This is a genomic window from Streptomyces sp. ME02-8801-2C, assembly GCF_033793965.1.
In the GTDB taxonomy this organism is placed as follows: domain Bacteria; phylum Actinomycetota; class Actinomycetes; order Streptomycetales; family Streptomycetaceae; genus Streptomyces.
Genome location: NZ_JARAXP010000011.1, coordinates 71,013 through 86,488, shown reverse-complemented (window position 1 = coordinate 86,488; position 15,476 = coordinate 71,013). Strand labels below are relative to the sequence as shown.

Genomic DNA, 15,476 nt, shown 5'->3' with positions numbered 1-15,476 from the left:
ATGACCGAGGTGAGTCTCCGGATCCGCGGACTGACCAAGTCCTTCGGCGGGGTCCGGGCCCTGGACGGCGTGGACCTGACCGTGCCGATGGGACAGGTCCACGCCTTGCTCGGGCACAACGGCGCCGGCAAGTCGACGCTCATCAAGTGCCTGGGCGGCGCGTTCCCGCCGGACGCTGGCACGATCGAAGTCGGCGGGCGCGCGTACGAGCGGCTGAGCCCCCGCGAGTCGATCACGGCGGGCGTGGCGATCATCTTCCAGACGCTGAGCGTGGTCGACGCGCTCACCGTCTCCGAGAACATCTTCCTCGGCCAGGAGTGGACCCGGTACGGCCGGATCGACCGCCGCGCCCAGGAGGAGGTGGCCGCCGGCCTCCTGGAACGGGTGGCGGCGACCTGCTCACCCCGCGACCGGGTGGGTGAACTCCCCATGGGACAGCGGCAGTTGGTGGAGATCGCCAAGGCGCTCAGTCGCAGCGCCTCGGTCCTGGTCCTCGACGAGCCGACCGCCGCCCTGTCCACCGCCGAGAGCGACGCCCTGGCCGAGCGGGTCGAGGACCTGCGCGCCCAGGGCCTGGCCGTCGTCTACGTCACGCATCTGCTCGCGGAGGTGGAGCGGCTGGCGGACGCGGTCACCGTACTGCGGGACGGCCGGGTCGCCCACCACGTGGTGGGCGCGGGCCAGAGCCGACGCGACCTGGTCGCCGCAATCGCCGGACGCCCGGCCGAGCCGCCCGTGGGGAACCGGACGGCCGGCGCGCCCGGCGTGCCCGGCGGGAAACGGACGACTGGCGGGCCCGGCGGCAATCGGCCGATCGAGGTATCCGCCGGAGACCGGCCGATCGACGAATCCGCCGGGCACCAGCCGATCGACGCGCCCGCCGAGGAGCGGCCGATCGACGTATCCGAGGGACACAGCCTGGTCGGCGCCGAGGCGCCGGCCCGTGGTTCCGACACCGACACCACACCCCGTGCCACGGTCTCCCCCGCTGCTCCAGTGGCGCGGGGTGTGGGTTCACCCGACGGCGGACTGGTCCTGGAGGGCCTGCGTGGTCCCGGCTTCGGGCCCGTCACCCTCACCGTGGGCAGCGGTGAGCGCGTCGGGCTGTACGGGCTCATCGGCTCCGGCCGTACGCGCATCCTGGAGACCCTGTACGGCAGGCGCCGCGCGTCCGGCGGCACCGTGCGGGTCGGTGACCGTACCGTCAGGGCCACCCGGCCCGGCGACGCGCTGGCCGCCGGGATCGCCCTCGTACCGGCGGACCGGCGCAGACAGGGGCTGTTCCCGACGTTGAGTGCCCGGGACAACGCGCTGCTTCCGGCAGTGCGCCCGCTGTCCCGGTACGGCGTACGGTCACTCGGCAGCGAGCGGCGGGTGTTCGACACGCTGGCCGGCGCGGTCGGCCTGCGTCCGGCAAGCCCCCGGCTGCCGGCGGCCTCGTTCTCCGGCGGCAACCAGCAGAAGCTGGTCCTCGGCCGGTGGATCAACGACACCAGGGACCTCCGCGCACTGCTCCTGGACGAGCCGACCCAGGGCGTCGACGTGGGCGCCCGGCAGGAGATCTACCGGGTCGTACGCTCCCTCGCCGACGACCGAGGCACGGCCGTGCTGTTCGCGTCCAGCGACCCGGAGGAGATCGTCGAGCTCGCCGACCGGTGCCTGGTCGTCGCCGGGGGCCGGGTCGTCGGTGAGCTGTCCGGAGCCGAACTCACGGAGGAGGCCCTGCTGTCGGCCGTGCACGACGCCTCGGCATCCCCCAAGACGTCCGAGACCTCGGCGGCCTCCGAGACCTCCGAGAACTCGGAGAACTCGGAGAACTCGGAGAACTCGGAGAACTGCGACGTCCCACCCGCACACCAGCAGTCCGTCACCGCCGAAGGAGCAGTATGACCACCGCCGACTCCGTCCTCGTGCGCCCGCGCGCCCTCGCCGCGGGCGGTCTCGGTACCGTGCGACGGCATCCGCTGATCCTGGTGCTGGCCGTGATGGTGCTGGTCTTCCAGCTGTCTACGGGCAGCTTCCTCGACCCGGCCAATCTGCGCGGGATCGCCACCGACGCGGCCACCCTCGCCATCGTGGCCGTGCCTCTCGCACTGCTGGTGATCAGCGGGTATCTCGATCTGTCCGTCGGTTCGACACTCGCCCTCGGCGGGCTGGTCGCCGGCTGGCTCGCCGGGCAGGGGCAGTCACCGGTCGTCGCCGTGCTGGGCGGGCTGGCCGCCGGGGCGGCCGTCGGGGCGGTGAACGGGGTGCTGTGCTGCTACTTCGGACTGTCGGCGTTCATCGTGACGCTGGGCATGCTGACCGCCGTACGCGGTCTCGCACAGCAGCTCTTCCCGTTGCCGCTCAGCGGGTTCGGGACGGGGTTCGCGTGGCTGGGCGGGTCGCGGATAGCCGGGATCGCGGCGCCTGTCGTCATCGCGGCGGTCGTACTGGTCGCGGGCGCCCTGTTCCTGGCGTTCACACCGGCCGGGCGGCATGTCTTCGCGATCGGGGTCAACCGGGAGGCCGCATATCTGTCGGGGATCAGCATCCGGCGTACGCCCTTCGCGCTCTTCGTCGTCACCGGCGTGGCGGCAGCGCTCGCCGGGGCCATCAAGGCGTCCGTGCTGGACAGCGCGGTCGGGGGGACCTCGGGGGCGGGCTTCGAACTGACCGTGCTCACGGCCGTGCTGCTGGGCGGGGTCGCGCTCAGCGGTGGATCGGGGTCGGTCCTCGGGGTGCTGCTGGGCGTGCTGTTCCTCGGCAGCCTGCAGAACGGGCTGACCCTGCTCGACGTGCCCACCTTCTGGCAGCAGATGGCACAGGGGACCGCGCTGGTGGCGGGCGCGGCGCTCGCGCACTTCGCGCCCGGGTCGGGCCGGGCGGGCCGGTGAATGCTGCTGCCGGTCTGTTGGCTGTGAACTCGGTCAACACCGTTGCGGCCGTCGTCGCCGTCAACACCGTTTTGGCCGACACCACGGTCAACGCGGTTGCGGCCGACACCACGGTCAACACCACTGCGGAGGACAACCCGGTCAACACCACTGCGGTCGGCGCCACGACCCACACCACGGCGGCCGTGAACACGGTTAACACCCCTGCGGCCGACACCGGCGTCAACACCCCTGCTGCCGTGACCGCCGTCAACACCCCCACAACTGTGAACACCATCAACACCGTGAACTGCACGAAAGAGGTTTCCGCGTGAGCGACAGCTCTCCCACCCTGATCCTGACCGGCGGTCAAATCCTCACCGTCGACCGCGACTTCACCGTGGCGGAAGGCGTCGCCGTGCGCGGCCGGGACATCGTCGCCGTCGGGACCGACACCGAGGTGCGCGCCCTCGCCGGCCCGGACACCCGCATCGTCGAACTCGACGGCCGTACGGTGCTTCCCGGTATCAACGACTCACACCTGCATGGAGCCGCGTACGGGATGACGAAGCCGCCCTTCGCCATCGATGTCGGCCACCCCACGGTCGCCTCGATCGCCGACATCGCGGACGCCGTGGAGCGGGCGGTCCACGACGCGCCGCCCGGTGAATGGGTGGTCGGGCTGGGCTGGGACCCCGGGTATCTGGCGGAGTGTCTCGCCGATCCACAACGGTTTCCGCACCGACGGGACCTGGACGAGGTCGCCCCGGACCACCCCGTCTGTCTGACCGACTTCTCCGCGCACATGGCGTGGCTCAACAGCGCGGCCCTGCGCGCCTGCGGGATCGACGCGGAGAGTGCGGCGCCGGGCGGCGGTGTCATCGACCTCGGCCCGGACGGGCAGCCAACGGGCATCCTGCGCGAGGCCGCGCAGGGGCTCGTGCAGTCCGGGCTGCCCTCCCCCGGCGTCGCCGAGCGGCGCCGGGCCATCCAGGGGGTGATCGAAGAGCTGCATTCGCGCGGGATCACCAGTTACACCGAGCCCGGGCTCGGGCCGGGCGGTGCCGGCACCTTCTCCGGCGGGCTGAGCACCGACAACTGGACCGCGTACGCCGAACTGGCCGCCGAAGGTGAACTGGACGCCAGAATCAGCGTGTTGCTGCTGCCCGCCCCGATGGGCGGCTCCGCCGACGACGTACGCAAGGGGCTGGCTGAGCTGCGCCGGCCGGAGTCCGCCGACCTCCGGCGGCTCAACGCGATCGGCGTCAAGATCTTCGCCGACGGGGTCCCGCCGAACCGTACGGCCTGGATGAACGACCCGTATCCCGAGGGCGGCCACGGCGCGCTCTGCGTGCACGGGTCCACACCCGACCTCCAGGTGGACGAGTTGCGGGAGATGATCCAGGTCGCGCACGAGGCCGGTTTCCAGCTCGGCGTGCACGTCACCGGGGACCGGGCGATCGACACCGTCGTGGACGCGTTCGTCGACGCCGAGGCTGCCGCGCCCCGCGCCGACGCCCGGCACTACGTCATCCACGGTGACTTCATCGGGCGGGAGAGCCTGGCGAAACTGGCGGCGCACGGGTACGGGGTCAATATGAACCCCGCCATCAAGTGGACCATCTCCGATCTGATGGACGAGGTCGTGGGACCCGTACGGTCGGCGTACCAGTGGCCGGTGCGGTCGGCGATCGAGGCCGGGGTGCGGGTGTGCGCGAGTTCCGACGCGCCGGTCACCAAGCCGGACTGGCGCCAGGGGGTGGCCGCGATGCTGCTGCGCGAGTCGAAGGCGAGCGGCCGGGCCAGCGGGCCCGAGCAGTGCGTGACCCTCGCCGAGGCGCTGCGCGCCTACACGGCGACGCCGGCCTGGCAGGACTTCGCGGAGGACTGGAAGGGCACGATCGAGGCGGGCAAGGTGGCCGATCTGTGTGTGCTGGACCGGCCGCTGCTGGGTCTTGACCCGCACGACATCACCGACGTCGAGGTGGATCTCACGGTGTTCGACGGGCGGGTGGTCTTCGAGCGGGAGTGAGCGCTCTGCCGGAGGGGCCGCTCTTCGGCGGCCGGACCGGTTGGGGGGAGCGTCGCTGCCCTGCGGCCGAGCTGTACCTGCGGCCGAGTTGCACTTGACCGTGCCCCGTGCCCCCTTGCGGGACGTGGGGCACGGTCCGCGCTCGGCTCAGCTCACCCGTGCCGCCTCCACCAGCGCGTCGAACAGGGCCTGTTGGGCCGGGTCTTCGTGTGCCGTGTCCTCGGGGTGCCACTGGACAGCAGCGAACCAACCCTTCGTGTGCGGGAGTTCGACTGCCTCGATCGTGCCGTCCACCGCGGTCGCGGTGACCACCAGGCCGGTGCCCGGGCGGTCGACGCGCTGGTGGTGGTAGCAGGACACCTCCGCCTTCTCCGCGCCGACGACCCGGGACAGTAGCGAGTTCTGACGAATCGTCACCGGGTGGACGACGTGCCGGTGTTCGCGCTCCGGGCCGCCCATGTCCTGCTGCAAGGTGCCGCCCAGGGCGACGCTGACGACCTGCATGCCGCGGCAGATCGCGAGCAGCGGGACGCCCGACTCCAGGGCGGTGCGGGCGACTTGGAGGTCGAAGGAGTCCTGGAGTTCGTCGACGTCGTACACCGAGTCGTGGGTGTGGGCGGCGCCGTAGCGGTGCGGGGCGAGGTCGCCGCCGCCGGGGAGCAGGATGCCGTCGAACCGGGCGAGGCGGGCGGCGGCCTCGGTGTCGGTGCAGTCCGCGGGGTGGATGGTCGCCGGTTCGCCGCCCGCGCGCCAGACGGCCTCGATCAGGGCGCGGGCGTTCACCTCGGCGGCGTACCGCAGCGCGGACGTGGACGCGGCGAAGCGTGCCGGGACGGCGATGAGAGGGCGGGCGGAGGCGGCGGTCACAGCTGGATCCAGGTGGTCTTGAGGTCGGTGTACTTCTCGAGGGCGTGCGCGGACTTGTCGCGGCCGTTGCCGGACTGCTTCACGCCGCCGAAGGGGACGGTCAGGTCGCCCTCCTCGTAGCAGTTGACCCAGACCGTGCCGGCCTTCAGCGCCCGCGAGACCCGGTGGGCGGTGGTCAGGTCGGAGGTCCACAGACCGGCGGCGAGGCCGTACTCGGTGTCGTTGGCCAGCCGTACCGCCTCGTCGACGTCGTCGAAGGTGAGGACGGACAGGACCGGGCCGAAGATCTCCTCGCGGGCGAGGCGCGAGCCCGGGCCGACCTGGTCGAAGACGGTGGGGGCCAGGTAGGTGCCGCCGGTGCTCTCCAGGACACGCGTGCCCCCGGTGCGCAGTCGGGCGCCTTCCTCCCGGCCCGTTCCGATGTGGTCGAGTACGCGGCCCAGGTGGGCCTCCCCGACCAGTGCGCCCATCTCGGTGGCGGGGTCGAGGGGGTCGCCGACGCGCAGTTCGCGCGCGCGGCGGACGATCGCCTCGGTGACCTGCTCGGCGACGGAGGAGTGGACCAGGAGCCGCGACGGCGCGGTGCACATCTCGCCCTGGTTGAAGAAGATGCCCCAGGCGGCGGTCGCGGCGGCCTTCTCCAGGTCGGGGGCGTCGGGAAGGACGATGTTGGGCGACTTGCCGCCCAGCTCCAGCCAGACGCGCTTGAGGTTGGAGTCGGCGGAGTAGTGAAGGAAGTGCCGGCCGACCGCCGTGGAACCGGTGAACGCCAGTACGTCGATGTCGGGGTGGAGTCCGAGGGCGCGTCCGGCGCCCGGTCCGTCCCCGGCGACGACGTTGAGGACTCCCGGGGGCAGCCCGGCCTCGGTGCCGAGCCGGCCGAGGAGGAGAGCCGACAGCGGGGAGTTCTCCGACGGCTTCAGTACGACGGTGCAGCCTGCGGCGAGAGCCGGGGCGATCTTCCAACTCGCCAGGGTGAGAGGGAAGTTCCAGGGGACGACCGCGCCGACGACGCCGGCCGGTTCGCGGGTGACGAGGGCGAGCGCGTCGGGGGCGGTGTGCGGGGACTCGTCGGTGAGTTTGTCCGCCAACTGCCCGTACCAGCGGAAGGTGTTGATGGCGGCGCGCAGTTCGATGTCGTGCGCGTCCGTGATCGGCTTGCCCATCTCCAGGGTCACGGTCAGGGCGAGCGACTCACGCTGTTCTTCGAGGAGTTCGGCCAGGCGCAGCAGCACCCGGCCCCGGTCGGCGGGCGCCAGGCGCGGCCAGGGCCCGGTGTCGAAGGCCCGGCGGGCGGCGGCCACGGCGGCGTCGACCTCTGCGGGTCCGCCGTCGGCCACCTCGGTCAGCACCTGGCCGTCTCGTGGCGAGACGACGGCGAAGGTGGCGCCGCCGCCGGGTTCGTCCCGGCCGTCGATGTGGTGTGCGCCGTGCACCGTCGGCGCCTTGGCTCGGCGGAGCCACTCGTCGTGGGTGACAGGCGACATGCGGGCCTCCAGAAGAGATGGATGGGTGGTGAGTGGCCGGGCCGGTTGGCGGAGACGGGTGTGCCGAGACGGGTGGCCGGGACGGGAACGCCGGTGAATGCCTCCGGAGCGGGCGGTGTCGCTCCGGAGGCGTGCGCGCGGCCTGGTCAGGCGTCGGCGGCCGGTACGCGCGGGCGGGTCAGCCGGGCGGTGACGAGCCCGAGGGCCATGACGGCCGGGACGGTCAGCTCCAGCCACAGGGCGGTGTCGCTGTCACCGCCGATGAGGGTGGTGAAGTTGTCGAGGATCAGCCAGACGGCACCCGCGACGGCGACCGTGGCCAGGGCGGGGGCGATCAGGGTGTTCCACAGGCGCGTGTCGAGGCGTTCGCGGCGGAAGAAGACGACCACGGACACCGAGGTCAGCAGGTACAGGAGCATCATCCCGAGGACGGCGACCCCGCTGAACCAGGAGAAGAGCGTCAGGACGGGGTCCTTGCCGGCGAAGGCGAACGGAGTCACCAGGGCCACCGCGACGGCCGTCTGCACGCAGCCCGCCACCCAGGGCGAGCGGCGGCTGTTGAGCGTACAGAGGCGGGCGGGGAGCAGCCCGTCGCGGCCCAGCGAGAACAGATAGCGGTTGGCCGAGTTGTGGAAGGTGAGGAGGCCGGCGAAGAGGGAGGTGGCCAGCAGGACCGGCAGGACGTCGTTGACCCAGTTCCCGAACTCGGCGGCGATCGGCGCGAAGACGAACGCGGTCGAGTCGCCGCTCTCCAGCGCCTTGCCCGCCGCCTCGACGGCCGTCGAGGGGCCGTGCGCGGAGACCAGCATCCAGGAGGTCAGGGCGAAGAAGCCGACGACCACGACGATCGCCAGATAGGTGGCCCGTGGGACGGTCTTCTTCGGTTCGCGCGCCTCCTCGCCGTAGATCGCGGTGGCCTCGAAGCCGAACATGGACGCGAGGGCGAACATCACGGCCACGCCGGGCGCGCCCTGGGTCACCGCGCTCGGTGAGAAGGTCTCCGAGATCCCGAGTCCCTCCGGTCCGCCGCCCTTGACGAGGGTGACCAGGCTGAAGACCAGCAGGATGCTGAACTCGGCCAGGACGAACACCGCGAGCAGTCTGGCGCCCATGTCGATGCCGGTGGCGCCGAGCAGCTGCACGACGGCCATCGTGGCCAGCGACCAAACCCACCACGGCAGGTCGAGCCCCGTATGGGCGCTGACCAGGCCGTTGACGATGGCGCCGTACAGCCCGTACATCGCGGCCTGGATGGCGCAGTACGCGAAGAGGGCGACGCCCGCGCTGCCGGCGCCGGCGGTCCGCCCGAGCCCTTTGCCGATGTACGTGTAGAAGGCGCCCGCGTCGACGACATGGCGGCCCATGGTGACGAAGCCGACGGCGAAGAGCAGGGTCACCACGCCGACCAGCACATACGCGCCGGCCGTGCCGGGGCCGTTGCCGATCGCGACGGAGATGGGGACCGATCCGGCGATGCCGGTGAGCGGCGCCTGGGCGGACAGGACGAGGAAGAGGATGCCCAGTACGCCGAGGGCGTTGGGCTTGAGCTTGCCTGCGGTGGATGCGTCCCGCGCGGTCTGTTCTGGGGAGACCGTTCGACTGTCCACTCGGATCACCTGCCAAGGGAAGAGGGGTAATCGTTTCAGGCCAAACGAGTTGCCTCATGGTGGGGTGGAACTATCCGTTTGGCAAGGGGTTCGGCGCTGTTTTGCAGCGCGGTGTTCTCGGCGCGGTGATTCCGGCACCGTCGGGTGTTGCCGGGGGGCCGTGGTCGGCCGGAGAAGGCTCAGGCCTCGCCGCCGCGGTCGGCGGCCAGAAGCCGCAGGACGCCCCGCAGTTCGTCGAGGGCGTCCTCGATGGTCTCGCGCTCGCCGAACACGAGCTGGTGCAGGACCAAGCCCTCCAGGGTGGCGAAGACCATGCGGGTCAGGCCCTCGCTGACCGTCCCCGGCAGCAGTTGGGCGAGCTCGCGCCGGGTGGCCTCGAAGTACTCGTCCTCGTACAGGGCGCGCAGGTGCGGGAGCAGCTCGGGCGTGCGGCGGGACTCCAGCAGCAGTTCGTACTGGAATGCCTGGAGGTCCGGGCCGCTCTCCACCATCTCCGGCAGCCCGGCTGAGAAGTCGGCGGCCCTGCCCGTGCCGGTCTCGAGGTCGCTGCTGGTCAGGGAGGAGCGGATGGCGTGGGTGAGCGCCTCCTCGATCAGCGCGTCGCGCGAACCGAAGTGGTGCACGACGAGCCCGTGGGTGACACCCGCCTCCTCGGCGACCGCCCGATAGGTGAGCTTGCGGAGTCCGCCGCGGGCCACCACACGTACGGCGGCGTTCAGCAGCGCCTCGCGGCCGGCGCCGTAGGTCACGCGCTTGCGGGGGCGGCGCGGGGCGGCGGGCTCGGTCATGCCCGTGACCCTACCCGTGACCACGGTCAACGCCGTGGCGCCCGGACGCCGCGGAACTCCCAGTCGCCGCCGAGCGCGGTCGACAGCACCTCCTCGGACTCGGTGGGCTGCGCACCGACGTCGGTCCTGATCGGGGTCGGCCCGGTGACGATGTGGTTCGTCAGCCGGCCGAGCCCCTCGACCTCGACCTCGACGACGTCGCCGGGCTGGACGGGCCGGGAGTTGGCTGGCGTACCGGAGAGGAGTACGTCGCCGGGGTGGAGCGTGATGGTGCGGGCGATGTCGGCGACGAGGTAGTGCATGTCCCACTCCATCTCGTCCGTCGAACCGTCCTGTACGACCTCGCCGTTGACGTACGTCCGCAGGTACTTGCCGTGGAAGTCCCAGTCGGTGACCAGGCCGGGGCCGAGCGGGCACAGCGTGTCGGAGCCCTTGACCCGAAGCATCGAACCGGCGTCGGTGTCACGGAAGTCGTGCAGGCCGTAGTCGTTGGCGACGGTGTACCCGGCGATGTACTCCCCCGCTTCCGCCGGTGAGATGTTGCGCGCGGTCTTCCCGATGACGATGGCGACCTCGCCCTCGTAGTTGAGCCACTTGCAGCCCTCGGGACGCACGACGGCGCCCTGGTGCGAGTTGAGGGCGGAGGTCGGCTTGTGGAAGTAGGTGGGGGTGGGTGTGAGCCGAATCTGGAACTCGTCCACCCTGCTGCGGTGGTTGAGATGCACGGCGACGATCTTGGAGGGCACGACGGGAGGCAGATGCCGTGCCTCCTCCACCTTCACCCGGCGGCCGTCACCGGCGACGAGTTCGTCCCCGTCGACGGTGACCTGGACGGCGGCGCCGTCGAGGAGGATACGGCGGTACTCGGGCATGTCAGGGCTCCTGTACGGGGGTTCGGGGGGCGGTCCAGCCGGCGGCGGGCCGGTCGAACCACAGGTGGACCTGGCCGGTGCCGACGGAGTTCTCGTACTCGCCGTACTGGCGGGCGGGTGCGGTGCAGCCCTGTTCGCCGAGGGCGCCGGCCAGCATCAGATAGTGGAAGAACTTCGCCTCGGGCTTGTACTTCCAGAACTCGGGCATCGTGTCGAGGACCCGGTCGTGGCGGCCCTCCTTGAACCAGGCGATGCGTTCCTCGTCGGCGGCGCGGGCCTCCGGCGTGAAGATGTGGGACGGGTCGCTGGATTCGTGGTCGCGGATCTGGCGCAGCGGCCAGAAGGTGTGCGAGAGGGCTCCGGAGGCGATGACGAGGACCCGGCGTCCCGGTGTGGCGGCGATGCCGTCGGCGAGCGCCCGCCCGAGCCGCAGATGGTCCTCCATGTCGCCGGTCTGGCAGACCCCGACGGTCACCCAGCGCTTGTCGGGCAGTCCCTCGCCGAGGTACTTCCAGAGGTTGATCGTGGCGTAGTACACCGGCAGGTGGTCGTCGTCGATCGGAGTGATCCAGGTGCCGTGCTTGTCGGCGAACTGGGCGATGTTGTGGGCGAGTTCGGGATCCCCGGGGTAGTCGTACGGCATCCGGCACATACCGCGCGGCAGTTCCTCGGAGGTGAAGAGACCGGCCCGGCGCGACTGCGCGGTGACCACGAACTCGACGGTCGTGGCCCAGTGCGAGTCGAGGACGACCACGGTGTCGTACTCGTCGGCGGTGCCGCTCTCGAAAACGTCCCTCCTGAGCTGCTGGAGTCCGGTGACGAGGGTGATCTCCCTGCCCTCGTTCAGCTCCAGCCGGTCGGCCTTCGGCAGCACGATGGTGGGCACGTGGGCGAGCAGACCCGCCCCGACGATCTCACCCATGGTTGTTCCATCCGTTCGGCGCGGTGACGGTGTTCTTGACGTCGCAGTAGAAGTCGAAGCTCCAGGTACCGCCCTCGCGGCCCACCCCGGAGAGACGGGACCCGCCGAAGGGCGCCTGGAGGTCGCGTACGAAGAAGCAGTTGACCCAGATCGTGCCCGCGACGAGCCGCGCGGTGACGCGTTCGGCGCGTTCGGGGTCACCGGTGGCGAGGGTCGCGGCGAGCCCGAACCGGGTGTCGTTGGCCAGGTGGACGACCTCGTCCTCGTCGGTGAAGGTCTGGAGGGTGAGGACGGGCCCGAAGACCTCCTCCTGGACGATCTCCGAGTCCTGGGCGACGTCGGTGAGCAGGGTCGGCGCGTAGTACTGCCCGCCGCCCTCCGCAGGATGCCCGCCGATCACCGCCCGTGCCCCGGCGGCGAGGGCCCGCTGCACGAACCCGTCGATCTTCTCCAGCTGACGGGGGTGGATGTTGGGGCCCAGATCGGTGGCCTCGTCGCGCGGATCACCCTGCGTCAGCCGTGTCGCCTTGTCGATGAATCGTCGGGTGAACTCGTCGGCGATCGACTCCTCGACGAGGATGCGGGTCGCGGCCAGACACACCTGGCCGGCGTTGTCGTACTGCTCCACGGCGAGGTCGACGGCCAGTTCCAGATCGGCGTCGGCGAACACCAACAGCGGTGACTTTCCGCCGAGTTCGAGGCTGAGCGGGGTCAGGTTGGCGGCGGCGGAAGCGGCGATGTGCCTCGCGGTCGGCACGGAGCCGGTGAAGCTGATCCGGCGTACGTCCGGGTGCGAGGTGAGGGCGTCGCCGATCTCGGAACCGTAGCCCTGGACGACGTTCAGCACCCCGGCGGGCAGTCCCGCCTCGGCGGCGATGTCGGCCAGCAGGGACGCGGTGAGCGGGGACCACTCGGCGGGCTTGAGGACCACCGTGTTGCCCGCGGCGAGCGCCGGGGCGACCTTCCAGGTGGCCAGCATCAGGGGCGCGTTCCACGGGGTGATCAGAACGCTCGGGCCCGCCGGGTCCCACGAGACATGGTTCCTGTGACCGCGTGTCTCGAAATCCTCGTGGTCCAGCTTCAGCAACCAGTCAGCGAAGAAACGGAAGTTGTGCGCGACCCGGGGCATCACACCCCGACGGTGCGAGCGGAGCAACGCGCCGTTGTCGTTGGTCTCGACGACCGCCAACTCCTCGATCCGCTTCTCGACACCGTCGGCGACGGCATGCAGGAGCCGGGCCCGCTGAACACGCGAGGTCGCGGCCCAGTCAGGAAAGGCCGCCTTGGCAGCGGCAACGGCCGCAGCCGCCTCGGCGGGCCCACCGCGAGCGATCTCCCCGAGGACACGGCCATCGATGGGCGAGATGTCGGTGAAGGTGGTGGCGGATGCGACGCGCTCACCACCGATCCAATGCCGGGTGTCGACGGAAACCCCGGCGACAACAACCTTGTCAGACATAAGAACAGCTCCTACTGAACGAAGTTCGGGCTTCCTGACCTGCCTTTAGGGGCGCGGGGAACTGCGCGACAAGCCACGACGCACCCGCACCCACCCACAACCTCACCCAGCACCCGCTCCGGACGTCCCCGACTCCAGAAGCCGCCCACCATCCCAAACCACGCCAACCTGCCGGAAATACGCGGCAATAGGCTCACGAACCTCCAGCCGAGCCAGCTCCTCCGTAGGCGCGTCGAACAACTCCAGCGACGCGTCCCCCACCCACGCCTGCCCACCCTCGAACGACGCCGCCCCCGACTCGATCAACTCGTCCAGAGCCAGCCCCTTGCCGCTCTCGATGGACGGCAGCCAGCGATGATGAGCCATGGGATGCCCGTTCACGAACCCGTTAGTCGCCGCAGGCTCCCGCAGAGTCACCACGGCCTGCGCCAACCGCCGGTCCGCGGCCGCCAAGGTCGCCCCGAACCGAGCACCCGCCTCGATCCGCGGAGCGGGCCCGAACGGATGGGGCCGCGTCTGGTGAATCGACCCGAGCTTCTTCGGGTATCCCTGGTGCAGCCCGCGAGCGATCGCGAAGTCCTTGTCGACCCAGATGTAGACGCACCGCGAGTACGTCTCGCCCCGGTACTTGCAGCGGACGACCGCGAACGCCTCCTTGTACTGGCCCCGCACGGGATCAAGGAGCTCGTCCCCCGCCCCCGAGCAGGACTGCCAGTCGGCCCAGATCAGGGCCACCGCGCCGGGATCCTCGTCGGCCAACTCCAGCGGCTGGGGCAGGAGTTCGCGCACCCGCGCGGGGTCCGTGCGGTACTCGATCGTCAGCAGGTCGCCCGAGTAGCGCCAGGGCGGCGCGGGGATGAGCGACGAGGCACCGCTCGCCGTCTTGGGGTGGAAGAACCCACGGGGACTGGTCACTTGGCGGCTCCTTGGACGAAGAGGGCGGGCTGCTCGAGCAGTTCGGCGCGGTACCGGGCGGCCTTGGTCGCCATGGCGTGTCCTCCGAGAGCGACGACACCGACGAGCCGGTCACCGGCGTAGTAGCCGACGAGGACGTCTCCGTCCGGTTCGCCGTCCAGGACCCGTACGTCGTCGAGGCCGAGGACGGGCGCCCCGAAGGACTGGAGCCGGAAGTCGTGCTGGTCGCTCCAGAAGGTGGGCAGCGGCGCGAAAGGCGCCAACTCACCTTCCCTGCCCGCCAGATGAGCGGTCAGCGACTTCGCCGCGTGCTTCGCGGTGTCCGTCGGGATCGACCAGTGCTCGACCCGGCGGGGTACGCCGTCGTAGCGGGCGTTGGGGAAGCGGGCCACGTCGCCGACCGCGACGATCTCCGGGCGCCCGCCCACCCTGAGCCACTCGTCGGTGAGCACACCGTCGTCGAGGTCGACCCCGTTGCCGTCCAGCCACTCGACGTTGGCGACGGAACCGACCGACTCCACGACGACATCGGCCGCAAGGACCGTACCGTCGCCGAGTACGACTCCGGTGACCCGGTCGTCGCCCTCGAACCCGGCGACCGCCGTACCGAGCGCGAAGCGCACCCCGCGTTCCTGGTGCCGCATGAGCAGCGCGCGGGCGAGGAACTCACCGAGGGGTCCCACCATGGGCAAGGGCAGCGGGTCGACGACAGTGACCTCGGCGACGCCGAGCCCGAGGGCCGTGGCGGCCACCTCGCAGCCGATGAATCCGGCGCCGACCACGACGACCCTGACGCCGGGCCGGGTCAGCTCGTCGCGCAGGCCGCCGGCGTCGGCGAGGGTGCGTACGGTGTGGCGGCCGGCCTGCGGACCGGGGCAGCGCAGGCGCCGGGGGCGCGTTCCGGTGGCGAGGACCAGACCGTCGTACGAGAGGGTCGAGCCGTCGTCGAGGTCGACGGCCCGCTCGTCGAAGCGGGCCGCGACGGCCTTCGTGCCGAGGCGCCACTCGACGTCGGCGGTCGAGGCCTTCGGGGTGAAGTGGAGGGAGTCGAAGGCCGCCTTGCCGGCCAGCACCTCCTTGGACAGCGGGGGGCGGTTGTAGGGCATGTGCGGCTCGTCGCCGACGACCGTGACAGCCCCTGTCCAGCCGGCCGCTCTCAGCTGCTCGGCGGCGCGCAGTCCGGCCATGGACGCGCCCACGACGAGCACGCGCCCGGCGGGCGCGTCCGTCTCGTCGGTCATGTCAGTCCTCGATCCGGATGGCCTGGAGCGGGCAGACGTCCGCGGCCTCCTCGACCTCGTCGCGCAGCGCGTCGTCGGGGTCGGAGACGTGGAGCAGATGGCCGTCGTCGTCCATCGAGAAGACGTCGGGTGCCGCGAAGACGCACTGGCCGTGGTCCTGGCACTTGTTCATGTCGACGACGACCTTCATGGCCGGTCCTCCTGGTGGTGAGGGCGTCGGAACGGGGTGTGGGTGAGGGGTGGGGAGGGGCCCGACCGCTGTCGGACCGGGCCCCGGCCAAAGGGGGCGCGACCCGCCGGCGTGACCCGCCCCCCAATTCGTTTGGCTTCAAACAAGATAGGAAGCGGTCGGAGTCTGGTCAATAGCTATCCGGATGGATAAATTCTTTTCCCGATCCCCTTGCGGGGCGGACCACTCCTCCATACCGTTT

Annotated in this window: 14 protein-coding genes; 4 read left to right on the top strand and 10 right to left on the bottom strand. The window is 71.0% G+C overall.

What is annotated here, in order from left to right; genetic code table 11:
* The 4 genes from PV396_RS31480 to PV396_RS31465 are packed head-to-tail and all read left to right on the top strand — an operon-like array spanning nucleotide 1 to nucleotide 4,887.
* Nucleotides 1-1,890 carry a sugar ABC transporter ATP-binding protein gene (locus PV396_RS31480; RefSeq protein WP_319210414.1) on the top strand — a complete coding sequence of 630 codons (1,890 nt, stop codon included), beginning with the start codon at nucleotides 1-3 and terminating at the stop codon, nucleotides 1,888-1,890.
* Entirely contained in the window at nucleotides 1,887-2,876 is a 990-nt protein-coding gene (locus PV396_RS31475; protein WP_319210413.1) for an ABC transporter permease, read from the top strand. The genes PV396_RS31480 and PV396_RS31475 overlap by 4 nt, the downstream gene beginning before the upstream one ends.
* Nucleotides 2,877-2,899: 23 nt before the next feature.
* Nucleotides 2,900-3,190: a hypothetical protein gene (locus PV396_RS31470; RefSeq protein ID WP_319210412.1), complete on the top strand. Its 291-nt coding sequence runs from the start codon at nucleotides 2,900-2,902 to the stop codon at nucleotides 3,188-3,190.
* Nucleotides 3,187-4,887 (top strand): amidohydrolase, encoded by a 1,701-nt coding sequence (locus PV396_RS31465; protein WP_319210411.1) that lies wholly within the window; start codon nucleotides 3,187-3,189, stop codon nucleotides 4,885-4,887. Before PV396_RS31470 ends, PV396_RS31465 begins: the two co-directional genes overlap by 4 nt.
* 147 nt (nucleotides 4,888-5,034) lie before the next feature.
* Here PV396_RS31465 and PV396_RS31460 read toward each other — a convergent pair whose 3' ends face one another.
* The 10 genes from PV396_RS31460 to PV396_RS31415 form a co-directional block, all read right to left on the bottom strand.
* Complete coding sequence (locus PV396_RS31460) at nucleotides 5,035-5,754, bottom strand: gamma-glutamyl-gamma-aminobutyrate hydrolase family protein (protein ID WP_319210410.1); 720 nt, start codon at nucleotides 5,752-5,754, stop codon at nucleotides 5,035-5,037.
* Complete coding sequence (locus PV396_RS31455) at nucleotides 5,751-7,241, bottom strand: aldehyde dehydrogenase (RefSeq protein WP_319210409.1); 1,491 nt, start codon at nucleotides 7,239-7,241, stop codon at nucleotides 5,751-5,753. The genes PV396_RS31460 and PV396_RS31455 overlap by 4 nt, the downstream gene beginning before the upstream one ends.
* Nucleotides 7,242-7,387: 146 nt before the next feature.
* Nucleotides 7,388-8,848 carry an APC family permease gene (locus tag PV396_RS31450; RefSeq protein WP_319210408.1) on the bottom strand — a complete coding sequence of 487 codons (1,461 nt, stop codon included), beginning with the start codon at nucleotides 8,846-8,848 and terminating at the stop codon, nucleotides 7,388-7,390.
* A gap of 179 nt (nucleotides 8,849-9,027) precedes the next feature.
* The gene (locus PV396_RS31445) at nucleotides 9,028-9,636 is read right to left on the bottom strand and encodes a TetR/AcrR family transcriptional regulator (RefSeq protein WP_319210407.1); all 609 of its coding nucleotides are present in this window, start codon (nucleotides 9,634-9,636) and stop codon (nucleotides 9,028-9,030) included.
* A gap of 26 nt (nucleotides 9,637-9,662) precedes the next feature.
* Complete coding sequence (locus PV396_RS31440) at nucleotides 9,663-10,508, bottom strand: fumarylacetoacetate hydrolase family protein (RefSeq protein WP_319210406.1); 846 nt, start codon at nucleotides 10,506-10,508, stop codon at nucleotides 9,663-9,665.
* 1 nt (nucleotide 10,509) lies between these two features.
* Nucleotides 10,510-11,430, bottom strand: a complete 921-nt coding sequence (locus PV396_RS31435) for a 3,4-dihydroxyphenylacetate 2,3-dioxygenase (RefSeq protein ID WP_319210405.1) — start codon at nucleotides 11,428-11,430, stop codon at nucleotides 10,510-10,512.
* Entirely contained in the window at nucleotides 11,423-12,889 is a 1,467-nt protein-coding gene (locus PV396_RS31430) for an aldehyde dehydrogenase (RefSeq protein ID WP_319210404.1), read from the bottom strand. Before PV396_RS31430 ends, PV396_RS31435 begins: the two co-directional genes overlap by 8 nt.
* 102 nt (nucleotides 12,890-12,991) lie before the next feature.
* Nucleotides 12,992-13,804 carry an acetoacetate decarboxylase family protein gene (locus tag PV396_RS31425; RefSeq protein ID WP_319210403.1) on the bottom strand — a complete coding sequence of 271 codons (813 nt, stop codon included), beginning with the start codon at nucleotides 13,802-13,804 and terminating at the stop codon, nucleotides 12,992-12,994.
* A complete protein-coding gene (locus PV396_RS31420; protein ID WP_319210402.1) occupies nucleotides 13,801-15,045 on the bottom strand; it encodes an NAD(P)/FAD-dependent oxidoreductase in 1,245 nt (414 codons plus the stop codon). The genes PV396_RS31425 and PV396_RS31420 overlap by 4 nt, the downstream gene beginning before the upstream one ends.
* Before the next feature lies 1 nt (nucleotide 15,046).
* Nucleotides 15,047-15,235 carry a ferredoxin gene (locus PV396_RS31415; protein WP_319210401.1) on the bottom strand — a complete coding sequence of 63 codons (189 nt, stop codon included), beginning with the start codon at nucleotides 15,233-15,235 and terminating at the stop codon, nucleotides 15,047-15,049.
* Between the last annotated feature and the right edge of the window lie 241 nt (nucleotides 15,236-15,476).